This window comes from Phenylobacterium sp., from assembly GCF_036501465.1.
Lineage (GTDB): Bacteria > Pseudomonadota > Alphaproteobacteria > Caulobacterales > Caulobacteraceae > Phenylobacterium.
In genome coordinates, this window is record NZ_DASYAF010000165.1 from 24,286 (window position 1) to 45,187 (window position 20,902).

Below are 20,902 nucleotides of genomic sequence, written 5' to 3' on the forward strand. Positions count from 1 at the left end.
GTGGCCTAGGGCCCGGAACAGGCTAGGACTGGCGGGCCATGAAGATGCCCGCGCCCGACGCCGCCACCATCGCCCGCAAGGGCGAGATCGTGCGCGCGCTGAAGCGCCTGGTCCCTGGCGAGGGCGTGGTCAGCGATCCCGCCGGCTTGGTCCCCTTCCAGTCCGATGGCCTGTCGGCCTATCGCCAGACGCCGCTGGCCGTGGTGTTGCCGCAGACTGTGGAGCAGGTTTCCGCCGTGCTGGCGTACTGCCAGGCGCAGGGCGTCAAGGTGGTGCCGCGCGGCGCCGGCACCTCGCTCTCCGGCGGCGCTTTGCCGCTCACCGACGGCGTGGTGCTCGGCATGGCCAAGTTCGACCGGGTGCTGGAGGTCGACCTCGCCAACCGCTGCGCGGTGGTCCAGCCCGGCGTCACCAACCTGGCGATCAGCGCCGCGGTGGAGGCGGACGGCTTCTACTATGCGCCCGATCCCTCCAGCCAGATCGCCTGCACCATCGGCGGCAATGTGGCGGAGAACTCCGGCGGGGTTCACTGCCTGAAGTACGGCCTGACCACCCACAATGTGCTGGGCTGCCAGCTGGTGCTGATGGACGGCCAGGTGGTGCGCCTGGGCGGCAAGGGCTTCGACGCGGCCGGCTACGACCTGATGGGCGTGGTGACCGGCTCGGAAGGCCTGCTGGGCGTCGTCACGGAGGTGACCGTCCGTCTGCTGAGGACGCCCGAAATGGCGCGGGCCCTGCTGCTGGGGTTCCCGTCCGTCGAGGCCGCCGGCGCCACCGTTGGCGACATCATCGCGGCGGGCGTCATTCCCGCTGGCCTGGAGATGATGGACAGCCCGGCGATCGTCGCCGCCGAGGCCTTCGTCCATGCGGGCTACCCCGTCGAATGCCAGGCGCTGTTGATCGTCGAACTGGACGGGCCGGAGGCGGAGTGCGCCGAACTCTGCGGCGAGGTCGCGGGCCTGGCCCGCGCACGCGGCGCGACGACGGTGCGGACCTCCGAGAGCGATGCGGAGCGGCTGGCCTTCTGGGCCGGACGCAAGGCGGCGTTCCCGGCGGTGGGGCGGCTGACGCCCGACTACTACTGCATGGACGGCACCATCCCGCGCCGCGAGCTGCCGCGGGTGCTGGGCGCCATGGTCGAGATGAGCGGCCGCTATGGCCTGCGGGTCGCCAACGTCTTCCACGCCGGCGACGGCAACCTTCACCCGCTGATCATGTACGACGCCGAAAAGCCGGGAGAGCTGGAGGCCGCCGAGGCGTTCGGGGCGGAGATCCTGAAGCTCTGCGTGGCGGTGGGCGGCGTGCTGACCGGCGAACACGGCGTGGGCGTCGAGAAGCGCGACCTGATGGGTGAGATGTTCAGCGCCACCGACCTCGCCTGCCAGCAGCGGGTGAAGTGCGCCTTCGATCCCGACCTGCTGCTCAATCCCGGCAAGGTGTTCCCGACCCTGCACCGCTGCGCTGAGCTGGGCCGCGTCCACGTCCATCGCGGCGCGGTCGCCTTTCCGGAGCTGCCGCGCTTCTGATGCTCGAGGTCGCCGCCCGCACCGAGACGCCGAAGACCGCCGCGGAGGTCGCCGCGCTGGTGGCCGAAGCGAACGCGGCCGGCCGCAGCCTGGAGATCGTGGGCGGCGGGACCAAGCGCGCGGTGGGCGCGGGCGTTTCCGCCGACGCCGTCGTCAGCCTGGCGGCCCTCGACAAGGTGATCGACTATGCGCCGGAGGAACTGGTGCTGACCGCCCAGCCGGGCGTCCCCCTGGCGGCGCTGGAGACGCTGGTGGCCAGCCACGGCCAGGTGCTGCCGTTCGAGCCGCCGCACCTCACCAGGCTGCTTGGGTCGAAGGGCCGACCGACGCTCGGCGGGGCGTTGGCCGCCAATCTCTCCGGCCCGCGCCGCCTGCGGGCCGGCGCCGCGCGCGACCACTTCCTGGGCCTCGCCGCCGTGACCGGCCGCGGCGAGATCGTGAAAGCCGGCGGGCGGGTGGTGAAGAACGTCACCGGCTATGACCTGCCCAAGTTGGTCGCCGGGTCCTGGGGCACGCTGGCGGTGATGACCGAGGTCACCATCAAGGTGCTGCCGGCGGCGCGGACGGAGATCACGCTGCTGCTGTTCGGCCTGACCGACCCGCGCGCGGGCGAGGCGCTGACCGTCGCCCTGAACGCGCCTGTGGACGTCTCCGGCGCGGCCCATCTGCCGCAGGCGGTCGCCGCTCGCCCGCCGCTGAAGGGGGAGATGGCGGTCACCGCGATCCGGCTGGAAGGGTTCGCCGCCTCGGTGGCCGCCCGGGCCGATCACCTCGCCGCCACGCTCAGGAGCTTCGGGCGGATCGAGGCTTTGGACGCGGCCCTGAGCCGAGACTTCTGGGCCCAGGTGCGCGAGGTCGAGGCCTTCGCTCGCGTAAAACGCAGTTCGGTCTGGCGCGTGTCCTTGCCGCCCGCCGCCGGCTGGAGGCTGACGGAAACCGTGGCCGGTGAGGCGTTCTACGACTGGGGCGGCGGCCTGGTCTGGCTGTTGAGCGAGGCCGCGCCCACAGAGGTCCACGCCGCCGCCCACGCGCTCGGCGGCCATGCGACCCTGTTCCGCGGCGAGGGCCCGGCCACCGCCCTGCTCGACCCGGCGCTGGCGGCGCTAAGCGCCCGTGTGAAGGCGGCGTTCGATCCAAGGGGCGTGCTGAATCCCGGCCGGATGGGGCTCGGCCAATGAAGACCGAGTTCTCCGCCGCTCAGCTCGCCGAGCCGCAGACCGCCGCCAGCCACGCGGAGCTGCGCAAGTGCGTCCACTGCGGGTTCTGCACCGCGACCTGCCCGACCTATGTGCTGACCGGCGACGAGCGCGACGGCCCGCGCGGGCGGATCGAGCTGATCAAGGCGATGCTGGAGGCCGGAGGCCCGCCGCCGGCCGAGACGGTGCTGCACATCGACCGCTGCCTCTCCTGCCTGGGCTGCCGGACGACCTGTCCGTCGGGGGTCGACTATGCCCAGCTCATGGACCACGGCCGCGCCCATATCGAGGCGCACTACCGCCGGCCGTTCGGCGAGCGCCTGCTGCGCTGGCTGTTGCCGCAGGTGCTGACCCGCCCGGCCTGGCTGCGCGCAGGGCTGGCGTTCGGGCGCCTTGGCCGCCCGCTTGAGCCGGTGCTGGAGGCGCTGAAGCTCTTGCCCTTGGCCGCGCTCCTCCGGCTGGTTCCCGCCGCCGCGCCCCGCGCCGCCGCGGCTCAGCACAGCTATCCGCCGGTGGGCCAACGCCGCGGCCGCGTGGCCCTGCTGCAGGGCTGCGTCGAGCCGGTGCTGACGCCGACGATCCGCGACGCCGCCATCCGCCTGCTGACCCGCGCCGGCTATGACGTCGTGCTGGCCGCGGGCGAGGGCTGCTGCGGCGCGCTCTCCGAACACCTGGGCCGGACCGAAGAGGCCGCCGGCTTCGCCAGGCGGAACCTGCGGACGTGGGAGAGGGCCGGCCCGTTCGACGCCATCGTCACCACTGCAGCGGGCTGCGGGACGACGCTCAAGGCCTATGCCCACCGCCTGCCGGGCGATCCGGCGGCCGCCAGCGCGGCGCAGATCGCGCGCGACGTGCTGGAGCTGGTCGCCGAGGCCGGCCTGCCGCCGGTCACCCGGCCCGGCCGGCTCAGTGTCGCCTATCATGCGCCCTGTTCGCTGCAGCACGGCCAGGGGATCAGGGCCGAGCCGGCCGCCCTGCTGGCCCAGGCGGGCTATGAGGTGCGCCCGATCGCCGAGGGCCACCTCTGCTGCGGCTCGGCCGGGGTCTACAACATCCTGCAGCCGCAGCTGGCCGGACGCCTGCGCGCCCGCAAGGCCATCGCCATGCAGAAGACCGGCGCTGTGATCGTCGCCGCCGGCAACGTCGGCTGCATCGCCCAGATGCGCGGCGCGGTTCCCATGCCGGTGGTTCACCCGGTCGAGCTTCTCGACTGGGCGACGGGCGGGCCGATGCCGCCGACGCTGGTCGGGGCCTTGGGGCCGGCGGAACCTGGCGGTCAGCCTCAGATCGGCGCGTAGGCGTCCGGGACCGGTCTTTCCCGCGGGATGGGGGCTTCGGCCCCGCCGGCGCCGCGCGGCGGCCGGCGCGAGGTGACGAAGTGATCCCAGCCGGAGGGGCCATCGCGCCGCGGCCAGGCCGGGCGGCGCACCTGCGAGCGGAGACGGAGGAGCAGATGCTCGAGCGTCTCGCCAGAACCCGCCAGATCGGGTTTGAACTGTCGATCAGCCATGGGGCGCTCCTATACCCCAAACTGCGGCGAAACGCCACGCTGGCGGGTAAAAAAGTGATTAACGGGCGATTCGTTGACCGGGCGCGAAGCGGCGCTTAACGGTCCCTCCGCAGCAGAGGAAACCCGCCCATGAAACTCCATACCTCGATCGGCCCGAACCCTCGGGTGGTGAAGATGTTCCTGGCCGAGAAGGGCCTGGACGTGGCGCGGGTGGAGGTTGACCTGCGGGGCGGGGAAAACCGCCGGCCGCCCTACAACGAGAGCGTCAACCGCGCGGGCCAGACGCCGGCCCTGGAGCTGGACGGCGGCGGCTTCGTCACCGAGATCACCGCGATCTGCGAATACCTGGAGGAAGTCCAGCCGACCCCGCCGCTGATCGGCGCGACACCCCAGCAACGGGCCGAGACCCGGATGTGGACGCGCCGCGTGGACCTGAAGATCTGCGAGCCGATGGCCAACGGCTTCCGCTTCGCCGAGGGCCTGCCGCTGTTCGAGAGCCGCATGCGCTGCCTGCCCGAGGCCGCGCCGGGGCTGAAGACGCTCGCCAAGGACGGCCTGACCTGGCTGGAGGGCGAGTTCAAGGGCCCCTGGATCGCAGGCGACCGCTTCACCCTGGCCGACATCCTGCTGTTCTCCTTCCTCGACTTCGGCGCCGTGGTCGGCCAGCCGCTGGACCCGGCGAACGGCAAGCTCACCGGCTGGTTCGACCGGGTGAAGGCGCGGCCCAGCGCGGCGGCCAGCGCCTAGCCGTGCGGCGCCAAACCCCGGTTCGCGGGTTTAGGGGCTGATGCCGGACGCCGCGACCGCCACGCCTGCGCAGATCGCGCGGGAGGACACCGACGCCCACGCCGTCGCCGCGACGCCGGACGGCCTGCCGATCCCGCGCCGCTACTGGTCGGTGGCGGCGATCTGGCTGGCCATGACCATGTCGGTGCTGGACGGGGCGATCGCCAACGTCGCCCTGCCGACCATCGCCAACGAACTGCACGCCAGCGCGGCCTCGTCGATCTGGATCGTCAACGCCTATCAGCTGGCGATCACCGTCACCCTGCTGCCGCTGGCGGCGCTCGGCGACCGGCTGGGCTATCGGCGGGTCTATATGGCGGGCCTGCTGGTCTTCACCTTGGGTTCGCTGGGTTGCGCCCTGTCGCACAGCCTGGCCGAACTCACCGCCGCGCGCGTGCTGCAGGGCCTGGGCGCGGGCGGGATCATGAGCATCAACGCCGCCCTGGTCCGCTTCACCTACCCGAAGAAATTCCTGGGCCGCGGCATCGGCCTCAACGCCCTGGTGATCTCGGTCTCGGCGGCCATCGGCCCGACCGTGGCCGCGGCGATCCTGGCGCGGGCGTCGTGGGAGTGGCTGTTCGCCATCAATGTGCCGATCGGGTTGCTGGCCTTCGCGATCGGCGTCCGCGCCCTGCCGGTCACCGTGGGATCGGACCGGCGGTTCGACTGGATCTCGGCCCTGCTGAACGCGACCACCTTCGGTTTCCTGATTACCGGGGCGGAGAGCCTGGCCCGCGAGGGGCCGGCCTCGGGCCTGCCCAAGCTCGCCGTGGGCCTGGTCGCGGGCGCGGTGCTGGCCTGGCGCGAACTGCGGGTCGAGGCGCCGCTGGTGCCCTTCGACCTCTTGAAACTGCCGATCTTCGGCCTGTCGATCCTGACCTCGATCGTCTCCTTCGGGGCCCAGATGATGGCCTATGTGGGCCTGCCCTTCTATTTCCAGACCGAGCTTGGCCGCTCGGCGGTGGTCACCGGCCTGCTGATGACGCCCTGGCCGATCGCCGTCGGGATCGCCGCCCCGCTGGCCGGACGCCTGGCCGACCGCCACCGGGCCGGGACCCTGGGCGGCATCGGCCTGTCGGTCTTCGCCGCCGGCCTCTTCGCGCTGTCCCTGCTGCGGCCGGGGGTTTCGGATCTCGACATCGCCTGGCGGATGGCGCTGTGCGGCTTCGGCTTCGGCTTCTTCCAGGCGCCCAACAACCGCGCGATGATCACCGCGGCGCCCATGCACCGCTCGGGCGCGGCCGGGGGCGCGCTGGCGACCGCGCGCCTGCTGGGCCAGACCACGGGCGCGGCGACGACCGCGGTCTTCTTCCAGCTGGCCGGGACCAAGGCGGCCACCACGGCCCTGGCCGCGGCCGGCGGCGTGGCGGTGTTCGCGGTGCTGGCCAGCCTGTCGCGCCTGAAGCTCGCGCCGCGCCCGCGGCCGGAACAGCTCGACCGGGTGGTCAACACTGCCTCGGGGCCGACCCCCTAGCCCACCAGCCGGCCGTGGCCTTCCCAGTAGGGCTTGCGCAGTTCGCGCCGCAGCACCTTGCCCGAGGCGTTGCGCGGCAGGACGTCGATGAAGTCCACGGCCTTGGGCGCCTTGTAGCCGGCGATCCGCTCGCGCGCCCAGGCGATCACCGCCGCCGGCTCGCAGTCGCAGTCAGGGCTCCTGACGACGATCGCGGTGACCGCCTCGCCCCACTTGGCGTCGGGCGCGCCGATCACCGCCACGTCGGCGACGCCGGGGCAGCCCATGATCGCGTTCTCCACCTCGGCCGGATAGACGTTCTCGCCGCCCGAGACGATCATGTCCTTCACCCGGTCATGGATGAAGATGTAGCCCGCCGCGTCGCGGTAGCCGGCGTCGCCGGTCTTCAGCCAGCGATCGGCGCTCACGGTGTCTGCGGTGGCTTCCGGACGGTTCCAGTAGCCGGCCATCACCATGCCGCCCCAGATGGCGATCTCGCCGATCTCGCCGACCTCGGCCTCGCGCCCATCGTCCGTCTGCACACGGACGGCCATGTCCGGCCACGCCTTGCCGCAGGAGCGCAGCAGCTCCGGCCGGTGCTCGGCGGGCGTCAGGAAGGTCCCGGCGCCGGTGCTCTCGGTCATGCCGTAAAACTGGATGAAGCCGCAGCCGAACCGCGCCGTGGCCTTGGCCAGCACCGCTTCGCCGATCGGCGAGGCGCCATAGGCCACGCTCTTCAGGCTGGACAGGTCGGCGCCCTCGATCTCCGACGCCTGCAGGCACATGTTGATCATCGCCGGCACCAGGAAGATGTGCGCCACGCGCTCGGCCTCGATCAGCTTCAGCACCGCCGCCGGGCTGAACTCGGGCAACAGGATCACCCGCCCGCCGGCGGCCAGGCCCGAGAAGCTGATGTTGGTGCCGGCCACGTGGAACAGCGGCATGACGATCAGCACGGTGTCGTCCGGCCCGTAGTCGAAGCCCTCGACCTTGGTCCGCAGGTCGAGGAAGGCCGCATAGTTGGCGTTGTTGAGCCGCACGCCCTTGGGCAGGCCGGTGGTGCCGGAGGTGTAGAGCTGCAGGATATCGTCGTCGGCCCCCGGCTCCAGGGCGGGCGCGGCCGGGGCGGCGTCGCGCAGGACTTCGTAGCGATCCAGGCCGCCGAGGTCGGCGTCCTCGTCAGCGCCCACCACGATCAGCCGGATCGGCCGGTCGACCTGGGCCACCACCGCGCGGGCCGTGTCCAGCAGGCCGGCGGTCACGAAGAACAGGTCCGCGCCGCTGTCGCCCAGGATGAAGGCGATCTCGGGCACGGCGAGGCGAGTGTTGATCGGCGCCAGGCAGGCGCGCACCCGCACGGTCCCGAAGAACACCTCGAAGAAGGCTTCATGGCTGCGGCCCAGCCACGCCACCCGCTCGCCCGGCTTCACGCCCAAGGCCGCCAGCAGGCCCGCCGCCCGGTCAGCGCGCCGATCCAGTTCGGCGTAGGTGAGGGTGCGGCCCTCGCATTCGACGGCGACGTGGTCGCCTTGCCGCGCGGCATGCACGCGCGGGACGTCGGAGAGGAACTCGGGGTCGTGGGGTTCGGCGCTCATGATCGCGAATTGCTAGACCAAGCGTCGCCGGGAGCCAACCGGGGCTAGCGCAGCTTCAGCCGCACGAAGGCCATGGCCCCGTGAGGCTCAGTGCTCCCGTAGGCCGCCTTCAGCGCGCCCGGCACGAAGTCGAGCGCATAGAGCCCGCCCAGGCCGAACAGCAGGTGCTCGCCCACCGGCCAGTCGTGGATCGCGCCAAGCGATACCTTGCCCACCGTGAACGCCGGGCCGCGGTCCAGCAGGGCGGGGATCAGCTCGTCATTGTCCACCCGCTCGGCGCGGCTGAAGATCGTCCAGGCGCTGGCCGGCTTCACCGCGCTCTCCAGCACCCAGGCGTCCAGGTCCACGCCCTGGCTCGACCGTCGGCCCCAGGCCGCGGTGGTGGACCACCAGCCGTGGTCGCCGACCGGAACGGTGTAGATCGCGCTGGCCGAGACCTTGTGCTGGTCGACGCCGGGCTCCAGCTGTTCGGGGCTGATCTCGTCAGCCCAGGAGGCCTGCAGCGCCCAGTTCCGGGTCGGGTTCCAGGACAGCCGCACGGCCGTGGAGTCCAGGGCCCCGGTCTCAATGTCGTAGCGGTGCTGATCGGGCTCGCGGCCGTTGTAGGCGCTGGCCTCGAGCTTCCAGTCGCCGACCACCAGGCCGCCGGTGACGACGCCGAAGCTGATGTGGGTGGAATCCAGCCAGTGGTGGCTGATCGGCGCCTCGGGGCTGTCCATCACCGAGAGCCGGTGCATGAAGGCCGGCGGCCCGAAGGCCGGCTCGCCCGGCAGGCCGGCGTAGACGAAGGCGCTGGCGGCGCGCCCCAGCTTCCAGGCGTAGGAGGCCGACAGCTCCATGAACAGGTCGTGCGGATGCTGGCGGTCGACCAGCGGGGTCTTGCCGTTCGCCGTCTCGCCGGTGGCCAGCAGCAGCGGATAGCCCGCCGGACCCATCTGCGGGTCCGGGCTCAGCATGGCGCGCAGCTGCAGCTCGCCGTCGCCCAGCGGCCGCTGGGCCATGGCCATCAGCATGCCGGAGACGAAGCCCTTGTCGCCGCCGCGCGGCCCGCTCTGACTGTCCCAGACGCCGATGATCTGGCCGTGGAACATCACCAGCCAGTCGCCCTCGCGGACATGGATCGCCTCATGCGGCGAGGCGTCGGGCTGCCACGAGGTGCCGGACGCCTCACGGGTCATGAGATAGGGCCCGAGCGCGCCCTCCATCTGGTCCATGCCCATGCCCTTCGGCGCCGCCTGGGGCGCGGGCCGGGGCATGTCCATGCCGGGCATGGCGGCGTCCGTCGACTGCGCGCGGGCGGCGCCGGCGGCGAGGGAAGCAGCCACGCATGCGGCCGCGAACCAGGCGGGCCTCATCGCGCGGCCCAGTCCAGGAGCTCGATCAGCTCCGCAGCCTTCTTGCGCTGTTCGTCACGGTCGCCGCTGACGATCGCGCCCTCGATGCAGTGGCCCAGGTGTTCCTTCAGCAGTTCGCTCTCCACCCGGGCCAGCGCCGCGCGGGCCGCCTGAACCTGGGTCAGGATGTCGATGCAATAGCGGCCGTCCTCGACCATCCGCGCCACGCCGCGCACCTGGCCCTCGATGCGCGAAAGCCGGTTGAGCAGCTGCGCCTTGCCGGGCCGGTCCATCGCCATCGCCTCGCGTCTCGAACGGCCCAGCCCTAGGCCGGGCGACGAGGAAAGGCAAGATGCCCCCTAGGGGTATATAACGCGGGGTCCATCGACGTTCGCTGAGACGCCGAGGGTCAAGACTACGTAGATCTACGTATACTTTAATCCGTAAAGATACGGAGGATTCCAGGACCTGGAATGACATAATCCGTTAAGCGTATGGACATAGTTTTGTCTTCGCGACTTCAGAACAAGAAGAAGCGAGACGGGAAAGCCGAGATGTATACTTATACGCTCCATATGCCGGACCTGAATCTTGTGGCCGTGGGCGTCGTTATCTGGGTCGTGGCGATCAGTGTCGCCTTTGGCTTCTACCTGCCGTTTCTCCGGACCGGGCGCAGGCTCTTCCTGCGGCCGGCCCATCAGTGGCTCGAGGTTGAGGAAGACCTCGATCATGCTTCCATGCCTCTCGGAACCGCGGCGTTTGGCGATTTCGTTGTGGCGCGGGCGCCTGCGACCGCCGTATCCCCACCGGCCCTCCCGCAGGCGCCCGTCCTGGACGCCCCGGAGCTTCACGGCCCCGAACTTCACGGCCCCGAGCCCGAGGTCATCGAACCTCGCGCTGCCGAGCCGCAACCCTTCGCCGTCGCCGCCGAGGCGGATGCGCCGCCGGCCGCCGCGCCCGAGCAGTTCAGCGTGCTCATCGTCGATGACAACGCCATCAACCGCCAGGTCCTGGAGATGATCCTCGACAGCGTCGGCATGGCCCATGTGTCGGTGGAGAACGGCCTGGAGGCCGTCACGGCCATGCGCGACACCGCCTACGACGCCATCCTCATGGACCTGCAGATGCCGGTGATGGACGGCTTCGAGGCCACACGCCGCATCCGCGAACTGGAGGCCCGCCGCGGCGCGCGCCATTCGACGATCATCGTGGTTTCGGCCAACTGCCTGGACGAACACGTCGCCGCCGGGCGCGAGGCGGGCGCCGACGCGCACCTGGCCAAGCCGATCTCCGCCGGCGACCTGATCGGGCAGCTGGCCTCATGCCCGACCGTCAACCGCATGGCCGCTTGAATTCGTTGAACGATCCGAGGCCGCGCGATCCAATCTGTTAACCCCTGTCGTTTAGCAAGGGTGCTCACCTAGGGGAAAGTCACCCGGCTTGTTCGCGGTCTTTACCTGTATTTTTGCGGAGCACGATCTGCGCCTGGTGGCCGTGGCGGCGCTTATCTGCGTCACCGCCTGCGCCAGCGCGTTCGGGTTCCAGGCGCGAAGCCAGCTGGCCAGCGGCGGCCTGCGCGGGGCCTGGCTGGTGCTGACCGGCATGGTCGCCGGCTCCGGCGTCTGGGCGACCCACTTCCTGGCCATGCTGGCCTACCAGCCGTCCCTGAAGATCGCCTATGACCTGCCCGAGACCCTGGCCTCGCTGGTCGCGGCCGTGGTCGGCATGGGCCTGGGTTTCGCGCTCCTGAGCTGGCGCTCGCGCAAGGGGATGGACCTAGTGGGCGGCGCGCTCACCGGCGCCAGCATCGCGGTCATGCACTACATGGGCATGGACGCCATCCGCACCGCCGCCGAGGTGCAATGGGACTTCCGCTATGTGATCGCCTCCCTGGCGGTCACGGCGATCGGCGGCATGGCCGCCTTCGCCATCAGCCGGCAGGCGCGCGGCTACCGGGGTTGGGCGGCTTCGACCGTCGCCCTGGTGGCCGGCATCGTCGGCCTGCACTTCACCGGCATGACCGCCGTGACCCTGATTCCCGACCCCAGCGTCCGCCTCTCCGGCGAGATCATGGGCCGCGGCGACCTGGCCCTGCTCACCGGCGGGCTCGCCGCCCTGATCCTGGCCGCGGGCTTCGCCCTGGTGCTGATGGAGCGGGTGGGCCGCCGCAGCACCTTCGCCAGCGTGCGCGGCGCGCTCAACGCCGTGCCCTCGAGCCTGGCCTTCTACGACGAGCAGGACCGCCTGCGGGTCTGGAACAACGCCTTCGAGAAGCTGACCCGCGACAGCGGCTCCGTCCCTGAGGTCGGTGGCAATCGGCGGGACTATATCGAGGCCGCGGCGAGGTCCGGCTGGTTCGCCGTGATCGACGGGGAGTCGCAGGCCCAGGTCGAGCGGATGGAACAGAGCGTCCATGGCCGCCAGACCGAGTTCCATCTGCCCGACGGCCGCTGGATCCGCCACGAGGCCCATCGCACCACCGACGGCGGCATGGTCACCGTCCTCACCGACATCACGACGGAAAAACAGGCCGCCGAAGCCATGGCCGCCGCCCGCGACGCCGCCGAGGCGGCGAACCGCGCCAAGAGCGAGTTCCTGGCCAATATCAGCCACGAGATCCGCACGCCGCTGAACGGCGTGCTGGGCATCGCCGAGGCCCTGCAACGCTCGGACCTGGGCGACGAGCAGCGCAAGCTGGTGAGCGTGATCCAGAGATCCGGCGGCCTGCTCAACGGCATCCTGGGCGACATCCTGGACCTGGCGAAGGTCGAGGCCGGGGCGTTCGAACTGCGGCCGGAGCGCGTGACGCTTGGTGAGCTGGTCCGCGGGATCCGCGACCTCTACACCCCGGCCGCGCAGGAAAAGGGGCTGAAGCTGGTCGCCGCCATCGGCGCCGACGCCGAGGGCGACGTGGAATGCGATCCGCAGCGTCTCGCCCAGGTGCTGGGCAACCTGGTCAGCAACGCCGTCAAGTTCACCGATTTCGGCGAGGTGGCCATCGCCGTCGAGCGTGACGGCGACTTCGTGCGCTTCGCCGTGCGCGACACCGGCATCGGCTTCGACGAGGGCGAGCGCGACCAGCTGCTGCAGCGCTTCCGCCAGGCCGACAGTTCGGCGACCCGCAAGCACGGCGGCGCGGGCCTCGGCCTGGCGCTCTGCGAGGCCTATCTGCGCGCCATGGACTCGGGCCTCGATTGCCGCAGCACCGTGGGCCGCGGGTCGGTCTTCGGCTTCGAACTGGGCCTGCCGCTGCTGGTACAGACCGCGGTCGCCGCCGACGACCCCGCCACCGACGAAAGCGGTCACGAGATCGCCGCCGAAGACGTCGTCCAGGCCGCCGCGCCGCCGACCGACGACGTCGCGGACGAGGCGATCGAAGATTACGCGAACACGCCGGCTGATCCTGAAGAGGGGGTGTACGACCTCGCCCGGTTCAATGTGCTGGTGGTCGACGACAACCCGGTCAACCGCCAGGTCCTGGAGCTGATCCTTGCCAGCGTCGGCATTCCCTACGCCTCGGTGGAGAACGGCCAGGAGGCGGTCGACGCCATGCTTTCGGGCGACTTCGACGCCGTCCTGATGGACATCCAGATGCCGGTGATGGACGGGCTGGAGGCCACCCGCCGGATCCGCCAGTGGGAACGCGATCAAAGCCGGGGCCATACGCCGATCGTGATCGTCTCCGCCAACGGGCTGGCGGAACATGTGGAAGCGGGCCGCGCGGCGGGCGCCGACGCCCATTTGAACAAGCCGGTCTCCGCCGCCGATCTGCTGAGCGAGCTGGAGCACCAGCGCGTCGCCGCCGCCGCGGCGCAGCGCGCCGCCTAGCCCCGCTGCGAAAACGCCCCAGGGCTCGCTGCGGGTTCGGATTGCGGCGTTACCGAAATGTGACGGCAACACACGGGCGCAAGGTTGCGCGCCGCAGGCGAAGGGGCTTTGGTCCCTAGCCGGGCGCGCGGCCTTCCCGACCCCGCGCTCAAAAGGGCCTTATCCAGGGGGTTACAGATGATCCGTAAGACCGCGGCCGCTGTGGTCGCGCTCAGCCTATCCGCCACCATGGCGTTCGCGCAGCCGCCGCAACGCGAGAGCAGCCAGCGTGCGTCAGCGCCAGCCGGCCGTAACGCGCGCAGCAGCGCACCGGACGAGCCGGGAACCAATTCGGGCCCGAGCGTCGAGCGCAACACCGGCCGCGGCGAGCGCGCCGGCGAACACAAGATCACCGACGCCGACATCGCCACCGCCCCGGTCGTGGAGCAGGCCAAGTCCTCGCACCACACGGTGACGATTAACGGCCAGACCATCGGCTACACCGCCACCGCCGGCACGCTCACCCTGCGCTCCGACGACGGCAAGCCGATCGCGTCCATGTTCTACGTCGCCTACGTCGCCGACGGCGGGAAGAACCGCCCGGTGACCTTCAGCTACAACGGCGGCCCGGGTTCGGCCTCGCTGTTCGTGCACATGGGCCTGGCCGGCCCGATGCACGTGATGACGGATTCGCCCAACGCGACCCATGGCCCGCCCTTCACCATCACCGAGAACCACGAGAGCCTGCTGGACAAGTCGGACCTCGTCTTCCTCGACGCCATCGGCGCCGGCTATTCGCGCCCGCTCGGCGACGCCAAGGGCACGGAATTCTGGGGCGTGGACCAGGACATCGACGCCTTCACCCGCGGCATCCAGCGCTACATCACCATCAACCACCGCTGGAACTCGCCGAAGTTCATCTTCGGCGAAAGCTATGGCACCACCCGTTCGGCGGGCCTGTCCTATGCGCTGCAACAGCATGGCATCCAGCTGAACGGCGTGCTGCTGCTGTCGTCGGTGCTCAACTACGGCGCCCACGACTCCGGTTTCGACCACAGCTTCGTCAGCTACGTCCCCAGCTATGCGGCTACCGCCGTCTACTGGAAGAAGGCGCCGCAGCCGGCGAACCTGGAAGCCTATCTGAAGCAGGTGCGAGACTGGGCCGCCGGGCCGTACCTCACCGCGCTGACCAAGGGCGGCAACATCTCGCCGGAAGAGTTCGACGCCACGGCCAGGCAGCTCTCCGCCTACATCGGCATCCCGGTGGAGTTCATCAAGCGCGCCAACCTGCGCGTCGACCTGAACCACTTCCGGGCCGAGCTGCTGCGCGACCAGGGGCGCACCCTCGGCCGCTACGATACGCGGTTCACCGGCATCAACGTCGACAACGCCGTGGCGAACGCCGAGTACGATCCGTCCGACACCGGCATCAACGGCGCCTATGTCGCCGCCCTGCACGACTGGCTGGGAGAGCTCGGCTACACGACCGAGTTGAACTACTGGCCGTCCGGCCCAGGGATCAACCAGGCCTGGGACTGGCGTCACCGCCCGCCGGGCGGCTTTGGCGGCGGCGGCCGGCGTGAGAACGTCGCCAACACCGCGGCCGACCTGGGCATGGCCATGCGCGAGAATCCGCACCTGTATGTCTTCTCGCTGAACGGCATCTACGACATGGCCACGCCGTTCTTCGGGACCGAATATGACATCAGCCACCTCTATCTGGACCCGGCGATCAAGAACCACGTCCGCTTCGCCTACTACCCCTCCGGGCACATGGTCTATCTGAACCAGGACGCCCTGAAGCAGCTCCACGCCGATGTGGACAAGTTCTACGACGACGCGCTCGCGTCGAGGTAAGACCAGCGGACGGGTCGCTTGGGTCCAGGCTTTGCCTAGGGCTTGAGCGACCCCGCCGCCACCTTCGCTGACCCGCTCAGCGTGGCCGTCGCGGCGTCAGGCCCGACGGCCAATTTGTAGGCGCCGCCGTCCACCCGCCAGCCATGGGCGGCCACGTCCCAGTTGGCCAGCATCCGGCGCGGCGCCGTCACCGTGACGACGCGCGCCTCGCCCGGCTTGAGCGTCACCTTCGTCCAACCGATCAGACGCTGCTGGGTCCGCTTCGGGCCGGCGGTCAGGTAGAGCTGCGGCGTGTCGGTTCCGGCCCGGTCGCCCACATTGGCGACGGTGAAGCTGGCGGTCACGGTCTGGCCGCCGTTCACCTTCAGGCCGGAATAGCGGAAGCTGGTGTAGGAGAGGCCGTAGCCGAACGGATAGAGCGGCGTCTCGCCCGACTTGGCGAAGGCGCGATAGCCGACGTCGGAGCCCTCCGAATAGGTCACCGCGAAGGCCTTGGCGCCCTGTGCGGGGCTCAGCGTCTCCACCACGTTCTGGTCGGCGCCCGGCAGCATGGGCCGCGCCAGCTGGGCCTCGCTGGCCGGGAAGGTCGCCGGCAGGCGGCCCTGCGGGTCGATCTCACCGGCCAGCATCTTGGCGATCGCCTGTCCGCCGCGCGCGCCGGGATACCAGGCCTCGAGGATCGCGCCGACCTTGTCGCGCCAGGGCATGGCGACCGGCCCGGCGGTTTCCAGCACCACCACGGTCTTCGGGTTGGCGGCGGCCACCGCGGCGATCAGGGCGTCCTGGTCGCCGTCCAGCTTCATGGCGATGTCCATGCCCTCGCTGGACCACTGGGTGGCGAACACCACCGCCAGGTCGGCGGACTTTGCGATCGCCGCGGCGGCGGCCGGATCGGAGCCGTCGTTGAAGACCACCCGGGCTCCGCCGGCGCGGGCTTGAATCGCTGCCAGCGGCGGGTCGGGGTGGTAGATCTCGCCGCCGCCCCAGGCCGGCGCGCTCTTGGGCTTGGGGAAGGTCTTCGAGCCCAGCGGGATCACCTGCGACGAGCCGCCGCCGGAGATCACGCCCACGTCCGCGTGGCCGCCGATCACCGCGATGGTCCGCGCCGACTTCGCCAGCGGCAGCAGGCCCGCCTCGTTCTTCAGCAGCACGATCGCCGCCTCCGCCTCGCGCCCGGCGACCGCCGCGTCGGCCGCGGTGTCGAGGCCGCCGCCAGGCAGCGGATGATCGACCACGCCGGTGGCGAACAGGCTGCGCAGGTAGCGGTGGGCCATCTCGTGGATGCGCGCCGCCGGAACCTCGCCTGAAGCCACCGCCGCCTTCAGCGGCTTGTCGAAGAACACCTGCTTGTCGAGCTGCTGGCCGCTTTCCTGGTCGAGACCCGCGAGCGCCGCGCCCACGCCATGCACCGCGCCCCAGTCGCTCATCGTCCAGCCCGGCCAATGCCAGTCCTTGCGCAGCACCTGGGTGAGCAGGAACGGATTCTCGCAGGCATAGGTCCCGTTCACCCGATTGTAGGCGCACATCACCGAGCCGGGCCTGCCGGTCTCCAGCGCGATCTCGAAGGCCAGCAGGTCGCTCTCGCGGAACGCCGCCTCGTCGATCACCGCGTCCAGCACCATGCGCCCGGTCTCCTGGTCGTTCAGCGCGAAGTGCTTCAGGGTCGAGACCATGTGGTTGGACTGGATGCCGGCGATCGCCGCGCCGTCCAGCGTTCCGGCCAGCAGAGGGTCCTCGCCGAGGTATTCGAAGTTGCGTCCGTTGCGCGGGTCGCGCAGCAGGTTCACGCCGCCGGCCAGCAGGGTGTCGAAGCCCTTCTGCCGCGCCTCCTTGCCGATCATCGCCCCGCCGGCGAAGGCCAGCTTCGCATCCCAGGTCGCCGCCAGCGCCAGGCCGGACGGAAGCGGGGTGGCGTCGTCGGCCTTGCCGCGGCCGGCGTTGGCCACGCCCAGGCTGGCGTCGCTCTCGGTCAGCGCCGGAATGCCCAGCGCCGGGATCCCGGGCATCCAGCCCGCCGCGATCTGCACATCGGCCGGCCGCTTGGCGCCCAGGAAGATCGGCATGTCGCCGTGCAGCAGGGCGATCTGCTGGTCCAGCGTGAGCGTCTTCAGCACCAGCTCGGCGCGGGCGTCGGGGCCGAGCTTGGGGTTCATCCAGGGCCGCGCGGGCGCCGCCAGGGCGAGCGGGCCGGCCAGCGCCAGGGCGGCCGCGCACACGCCGATCGTCAGTCTGCGATCCATCAGGCCCTCCCCGGATTCCTTACCGCCGATAAGCTAGCCCAAGGCCGCGTTCGCGCCAGCGGTTTCGGATCGTTTTTGACACTTGTGCCGGTTCCCGCCTTGCGGCGGCGCACCGATGGTGGGCAGGCTCCTCCAACTCAAGAATCGGGGAGGATGCCCATGCGTTACGCGATCCTGGCCGCCGGTCTCGCCGTTGCCTTCGGCCTGTCTGCCTGCGACTCGTCCAAAACCTCAGCCACCACGGCCGCGGCGCCCACCGAGCCCGCCGCGCCCAAGTATTCCGGCCGCTCGCAACAGATGTACCAGGGCCAGGAGATGATCGAAAAAGTCGACTCCGCCTCCATCAAGGTCGGCAAGGGCGGGACCCTGGAGATGGAGGCCAAGGGCTCCGTCCCCATGGCCGGCTACAAGAAGGCGGGCTTCCTGCCGCGCATCAATCCCGAGGCGCCCAAGGATGGCGTCTACGAGGTTGACGCCGTGGCCGAAAAGCCAGCCTCCGGGACCGCGGCGTCGACCCCCATCGAGATCAAGGATGTCTGGGACCACTATCCGGCCGATAGCCTCAAGGGCATCAAGGTCATCTCCAAGACCAACTCGGTCGTCGCCATGCTGCCGGGGAAATAGGGCCGGACGCCTTACCCGGCTTGCCTCCAGCCAGTCTTCCAGATGGGCCGCGCGCCGGCCGAACACCGCTTCGCCTGCGCCGGTCACCCTGCTAGGTTGAGGCCCAGGCCGGCGCGCTTGGCGCGTGCGCGGGCCGTCTTGGGGGGTGTGGAAGAAGCGTGGCGTCGGACGCCTATACCGCGTCGGAACAGAAGCTGGCGGCCGCGCACAAGGCGCTGCTGCACACGCCTGGTTTGCAGCTCGACTTCGCCGCCGCCGCCAAGCCGCCGCCGCCGCCCGGCTGGCTCCTGCGGTTCCTGGAGTTCGTGGGCCAGTTCGGTCCGCTCGTAAGCATCGTGTTCTGGGGCGGCCTGGCGGTGGGCGGCCTGCTGGTCGTCTGGTTCATCTACCGCGAGATCCGCGCCATGCAGGCGCGCCGCCGTCCCGCGGCCGCCCCCGTCGCCGCCGGCTGGCGACCGGAGCCGGAGAAGGCCCGCGCGCTGATGGAGGAAGCCGACCACCTGGCCGGCGCCGGCCGCTTCGACGAGGCGGTGCACCTGCTGCTGTTCCGCAGCATCGACGACATCGCCGGCCGCCGGCCCGGCGTCGTACGGCCCGCGCTCACCAGCCGCGACATCGCCCGTCTCGACGGCATGCCCGGCGTTGCGCGCGACGCCTTCGGCCGCATCGCGGCGCGGGTGGAGACCAGCTTCTTCGGCGGCCGCCCGGTCAGCCGCCAGGACTTCGCCGCCGCCCGCGGCGACTACGAAACCTTCGCCTTCGCCGAGGGCTGGCGGTGAGCGAGGCGGTCCCGAACGCCGGCGCCGCGGCGTCCGATCGCCCGGCCTTCTCGCCGCGAACCATCCTGGCCCTGGTGCTGGTGGGCGTCGTCTCCTTCGCCGGGCTGGCGGTGCTGGCCGCCTACGCGCCGGAATGGCGCGGCGCGGCCGACCCCGGGGCGCATGCGCTCTCCTCCTCGGCCGTGGGCTACAAGGGCGCGCTGGTCATGCTGAAGGCCGAGGGCGGTTCGGCCGCCGTCAGCCGGGTCACGCCGGGGCTGAGGGGTCCGGTCGTGCGCGACCTCATGGTGCTGACCCCGACGCCCGACAGCCGCCCCGCCGACGTGATCAAGTTCGCGTACGAGCCCCGCCTGCTGATCGTCCTGCCCAAATGGGCGACCCAGCCGCATCCGATGCACCTCGGCTGGGTGCAGAAGATCGGCGCCGAAACCCTGGGCGTGGTCGTCACCCCGATGCTGACGCCCTGGTCGAAGAAGACCCTCCTCGACCTGCGCAAGGGGGCCGACCGGCCGAAGCTGTACGGCGCGGGCGGGCCCTTCCAGGCCGGGACCTACCTGCCGCTGGGGTCGATCGACCGCCTGCAGACCATCTCCGGCGATGGTTGGGCGCCGGCCCTGGTCGACGAGCAGGGTCACATGGTCCTGGCCTATGCGAAGCTGCGCCCCGATGTGCTGGTGCTGGCCGACCCCGACCTGCTCAACAACCAGGGCCTGGCCAAGCTCGACAACGCCCGCGCCGGCATGGCGATCCTCAACACCCTGCGCGGCGACCACGGCGTGACCTTCGACGTCACCCTGACCGGCTTTGGCCGGGGACGGAGCATCGGGCGCACGATGCTGGAGCCGCCCTGGCTGGCGGCGACCCTGTGCGGCGTGGCGGCCGCGGTTCTGATGGGGCTGCATGCGCTCGCCCGGTTCGGGCCGGTGGCCCGTCGCGACCGCGCCATCGCGCTCGGCAAGCGGGCGCTGGTGGACAATTCCGCGGGCCTGATCCGCATGGCCCGCCGGGAGGCCGAGCTGGCGCCGGCCTATGCCACCCTGACCCGGACCCTGGCCGGCCGCGCCGCGGGCGTGGCGCGCGGCGCCGATCCCGATCGCTGGCTGGCCGACTTGGCGCGCCGGCGAGAGGCCGCCGCGCCCGAAGACCTCAACGCCGAGGCCGAGCGGGCCAGGACCCGCGACGACCTGCTGGCCATCGGCCGCAAGCTCTATTCCTGGAGGCTGGAGATCACCCGTGAACGTCGATGAAGTGAGGGCCCTGGCGGGCCGCGTGCGTGAGGAGATCGGCAAGGCCATCGTCGGCCAGGCCGACACCGTCGACCTCCTGCTGATCGCGCTCTTCGCCCGCGGCCACGTGCTGCTGGAGGGCGCGCCGGGCACGGCCAAGACCTTCCTGGCCCAGTGTTTCGCCGAGACCCTGGCGCTGGACTTCGGCCGTATCCAGTTCACGCCCGACCTGATGCCGGCCGACATCATCGGGGCCAACATCTTCAATTTCCAGACCTCGACCTTCTCGCTCGCCAAGGGTCCGTTGTTCTGCGAGCTGATGCTGGCCGACGAGATCAACCGCACCCCGCCCAAGACCCAGGCGGCCCTGCTGGAGGCCATGCAGGAGCGCCACGTCACCATCGACGGCAAGGCGCACCCGCTCAGCGACCGGTTCATGGTGGTCGCCACCCAGAACCCGCTGGAGCAGCAGGGCACCTACCCGCTGCCGGAGGCGCAGCTCGACCGCTTCCTGTTCAAGCAGACCCTGGGCTACCCCAGCCGCGAGGAGGAGCGCCGCATCGTCGCCGAATACGGCGTCCACGCCGGCCAGGTCCTGCCCAAGGATATGGGCGTCAAACGGGTGGTGAGCGCCAAGGCGCTGAGCGACGCCAACGCCGCCGTCGCCAAGATCAAGCTGAACGACGAGGTGGTGGCCTATGTCCTCGACCTGGTGCGCTCGACGCGCGAGACGGCGGACCTGCAGAGCGGGGCCAGCCCCCGCGCGGCGGCCCAGCTGGCGCTCGCCGCCCGCGCCCGCGCCGCGCTCGACGGGCGCGACTATGCGATCCCCGACGACGTGAAAGCCCTGGCCCTGCCGGTGCTGCGCCACCGGGTGATCCTGTCGCCCGCCGCCGAGATCGAGGGCCGCCGCGCCGACCAGGTGATCGAGGCCCTGGTCGACCAGGCCGCGGCGCCGCGCTAGGCCGC

17 protein-coding genes are annotated in these 20,902 nt (G+C 71.0%); 12 read left to right on the forward strand and 5 right to left on the reverse strand.

Annotation, left to right across the window (positions count from 1 at the left end):
* Nucleotides 1–38: 38 nt before the first annotated feature.
* From VGL85_RS19580 to glcF, 3 genes are read left to right on the forward strand one after another with little or no spacing between them, the layout of a single operon-like run.
* A complete protein-coding gene (locus tag VGL85_RS19580) occupies nucleotides 39–1,526 on the forward strand; it encodes an FAD-linked oxidase C-terminal domain-containing protein (protein ID WP_331590696.1) in 1,488 nt (495 codons plus the stop codon).
* On the forward strand, nucleotides 1,526–2,704 hold the full coding sequence (gene glcE, locus VGL85_RS19585; RefSeq protein ID WP_331590697.1) for a glycolate oxidase subunit GlcE: 1,179 nt from the start codon (nucleotides 1,526–1,528) through the stop codon (nucleotides 2,702–2,704). The genes VGL85_RS19580 and glcE overlap by 1 nt, the downstream gene beginning before the upstream one ends.
* Nucleotides 2,701–4,020 carry a glycolate oxidase subunit GlcF gene (gene glcF, locus VGL85_RS19590; protein WP_331590698.1) on the forward strand — a complete coding sequence of 440 codons (1,320 nt, stop codon included), beginning with the start codon at nucleotides 2,701–2,703 and terminating at the stop codon, nucleotides 4,018–4,020. Before glcE ends, glcF begins: the two co-directional genes overlap by 4 nt.
* Here glcF and VGL85_RS19595 read toward each other — a convergent pair.
* Nucleotides 4,005–4,232: a hypothetical protein gene (locus tag VGL85_RS19595; RefSeq protein ID WP_331590699.1), complete on the reverse strand. Its 228-nt coding sequence runs from the start codon at nucleotides 4,230–4,232 to the stop codon at nucleotides 4,005–4,007. The genes glcF and VGL85_RS19595 overlap by 16 nt on opposite strands.
* Nucleotides 4,233–4,361: 129 nt before the next feature.
* Here VGL85_RS19595 and VGL85_RS19600 point away from each other — a divergent pair, with 129 nt between their 5' ends.
* Nucleotides 4,362–4,979 (forward strand): glutathione S-transferase, encoded by a 618-nt coding sequence (locus VGL85_RS19600; protein WP_331590700.1) that lies wholly within the window; start codon nucleotides 4,362–4,364, stop codon nucleotides 4,977–4,979.
* 40 nt (nucleotides 4,980–5,019) lie between these two features.
* Nucleotides 5,020–6,492, forward strand: coding sequence for an MFS transporter (locus tag VGL85_RS19605; RefSeq protein ID WP_331590701.1), 1,473 nt, complete (start codon nucleotides 5,020–5,022; stop codon nucleotides 6,490–6,492).
* Here VGL85_RS19605 and VGL85_RS19610 read toward each other — a convergent pair.
* From VGL85_RS19610 to VGL85_RS19620, 3 genes are read right to left on the reverse strand one after another with little or no spacing between them, the layout of a single operon-like run.
* A complete protein-coding gene (locus VGL85_RS19610; RefSeq protein ID WP_331590702.1) occupies nucleotides 6,489–8,066 on the reverse strand; it encodes a long-chain-fatty-acid--CoA ligase in 1,578 nt (525 codons plus the stop codon). The two genes, VGL85_RS19605 and VGL85_RS19610, sit on opposite strands and share 4 nt — an antisense overlap.
* A 44-nt stretch (nucleotides 8,067–8,110) precedes the next feature.
* On the reverse strand, nucleotides 8,111–9,391 hold the full coding sequence (locus VGL85_RS19615) for a hypothetical protein (protein WP_331590703.1): 1,281 nt from the start codon (nucleotides 9,389–9,391) through the stop codon (nucleotides 8,111–8,113).
* A 26-nt stretch (nucleotides 9,392–9,417) separates the two neighbouring features.
* On the reverse strand, nucleotides 9,418–9,693 hold the full coding sequence (locus tag VGL85_RS19620) for a metal-sensitive transcriptional regulator (RefSeq protein ID WP_331590704.1): 276 nt from the start codon (nucleotides 9,691–9,693) through the stop codon (nucleotides 9,418–9,420).
* Between the two features lie 306 nt (nucleotides 9,694–9,999).
* Between VGL85_RS19620 and VGL85_RS19625 the strand changes: the two genes are divergently transcribed.
* From VGL85_RS19625 to VGL85_RS19635, 3 genes are all read left to right on the forward strand, one after another.
* Nucleotides 10,000–10,752, forward strand: coding sequence for a response regulator (locus VGL85_RS19625; protein WP_331590705.1), 753 nt, complete (start codon nucleotides 10,000–10,002; stop codon nucleotides 10,750–10,752).
* An 88-nt stretch (nucleotides 10,753–10,840) separates the two neighbouring features.
* Nucleotides 10,841–13,228: an MHYT domain-containing protein gene (locus VGL85_RS19630; RefSeq protein ID WP_331590706.1), complete on the forward strand. Its 2,388-nt coding sequence runs from the start codon at nucleotides 10,841–10,843 to the stop codon at nucleotides 13,226–13,228.
* 177 nt (nucleotides 13,229–13,405) lie between these two features.
* Nucleotides 13,406–15,064 (forward strand): S10 family peptidase, encoded by a 1,659-nt coding sequence (locus VGL85_RS19635; protein ID WP_331590707.1) that lies wholly within the window; start codon nucleotides 13,406–13,408, stop codon nucleotides 15,062–15,064.
* Nucleotides 15,065–15,099: 35 nt separating this feature from the next.
* On the opposite strand, the gene VGL85_RS19640 is transcribed toward VGL85_RS19635, so the two are convergent.
* Nucleotides 15,100–17,304 (reverse strand): beta-glucosidase, encoded by a 2,205-nt coding sequence (locus VGL85_RS19640; RefSeq protein ID WP_331590708.1) that lies wholly within the window; start codon nucleotides 17,302–17,304, stop codon nucleotides 15,100–15,102.
* Nucleotides 17,305–17,463: 159 nt separating this feature from the next.
* On the opposite strand from VGL85_RS19640, the gene VGL85_RS19645 reads away from it, so the two are divergent.
* From VGL85_RS19645 to VGL85_RS19660, 4 genes are all read left to right on the forward strand, one after another.
* Nucleotides 17,464–17,928 carry a hypothetical protein gene (locus VGL85_RS19645; protein ID WP_331590709.1) on the forward strand — a complete coding sequence of 155 codons (465 nt, stop codon included), beginning with the start codon at nucleotides 17,464–17,466 and terminating at the stop codon, nucleotides 17,926–17,928.
* Nucleotides 17,929–18,086: 158 nt separating this feature from the next.
* Complete coding sequence (locus VGL85_RS19650; protein ID WP_331590710.1) at nucleotides 18,087–18,707, forward strand: hypothetical protein; 621 nt, start codon at nucleotides 18,087–18,089, stop codon at nucleotides 18,705–18,707.
* Nucleotides 18,704–19,954: a hypothetical protein gene (locus VGL85_RS19655; RefSeq protein WP_331590711.1), complete on the forward strand. Its 1,251-nt coding sequence runs from the start codon at nucleotides 18,704–18,706 to the stop codon at nucleotides 19,952–19,954. The genes VGL85_RS19650 and VGL85_RS19655 overlap by 4 nt, the downstream gene beginning before the upstream one ends.
* Nucleotides 19,941–20,897, forward strand: coding sequence for a MoxR family ATPase (locus tag VGL85_RS19660; RefSeq protein ID WP_331590712.1), 957 nt, complete (start codon nucleotides 19,941–19,943; stop codon nucleotides 20,895–20,897). The genes VGL85_RS19655 and VGL85_RS19660 overlap by 14 nt, the downstream gene beginning before the upstream one ends.
* The last annotated feature ends 5 nt before the right edge of the window (nucleotides 20,898–20,902 follow it).

What these genes read in the sequence shown, in the direction of transcription:
- VGL85_RS19645 (WP_331590709.1), top strand. Translation starts at nt 17,464, where the DNA reads ATGCGTTACGCGATCCTGGCCGCCGGTCTCGCCGTTGCCTTCGGCCTG.
- VGL85_RS19600 (WP_331590700.1), top strand. Translation starts at nt 4,362, where the DNA reads ATGAAACTCCATACCTCGATCGGCCCGAACCCTCGGGTGGTGAAGATG.
- VGL85_RS19620 (WP_331590704.1), bottom strand. Translation starts at nt 9,693, where the DNA reads ATGGACCGGCCCGGCAAGGCGCAGCTGCTCAACCGGCTTTCGCGCATC.
- glcE (WP_331590697.1), top strand. Translation starts at nt 1,526, where the DNA reads ATGCTCGAGGTCGCCGCCCGCACCGAGACGCCGAAGACCGCCGCGGAG.
- VGL85_RS19635 (WP_331590707.1), top strand. Translation starts at nt 13,406, where the DNA reads ATGATCCGTAAGACCGCGGCCGCTGTGGTCGCGCTCAGCCTATCCGCC.
- glcF (WP_331590698.1), top strand. Translation starts at nt 2,701, where the DNA reads ATGAAGACCGAGTTCTCCGCCGCTCAGCTCGCCGAGCCGCAGACCGCC.
- VGL85_RS19595 (WP_331590699.1), bottom strand. Translation starts at nt 4,232, where the DNA reads ATGGCTGATCGACAGTTCAAACCCGATCTGGCGGGTTCTGGCGAGACG.
- VGL85_RS19580 (WP_331590696.1), top strand. Translation starts at nt 39, where the DNA reads ATGAAGATGCCCGCGCCCGACGCCGCCACCATCGCCCGCAAGGGCGAG.
- VGL85_RS19640 (WP_331590708.1), bottom strand. Translation starts at nt 17,304, where the DNA reads ATGGATCGCAGACTGACGATCGGCGTGTGCGCGGCCGCCCTGGCGCTG.
- VGL85_RS19605 (WP_331590701.1), top strand. Translation starts at nt 5,020, where the DNA reads ATGCCGGACGCCGCGACCGCCACGCCTGCGCAGATCGCGCGGGAGGAC.
- VGL85_RS19610 (WP_331590702.1), bottom strand. Translation starts at nt 8,066, where the DNA reads ATGAGCGCCGAACCCCACGACCCCGAGTTCCTCTCCGACGTCCCGCGC.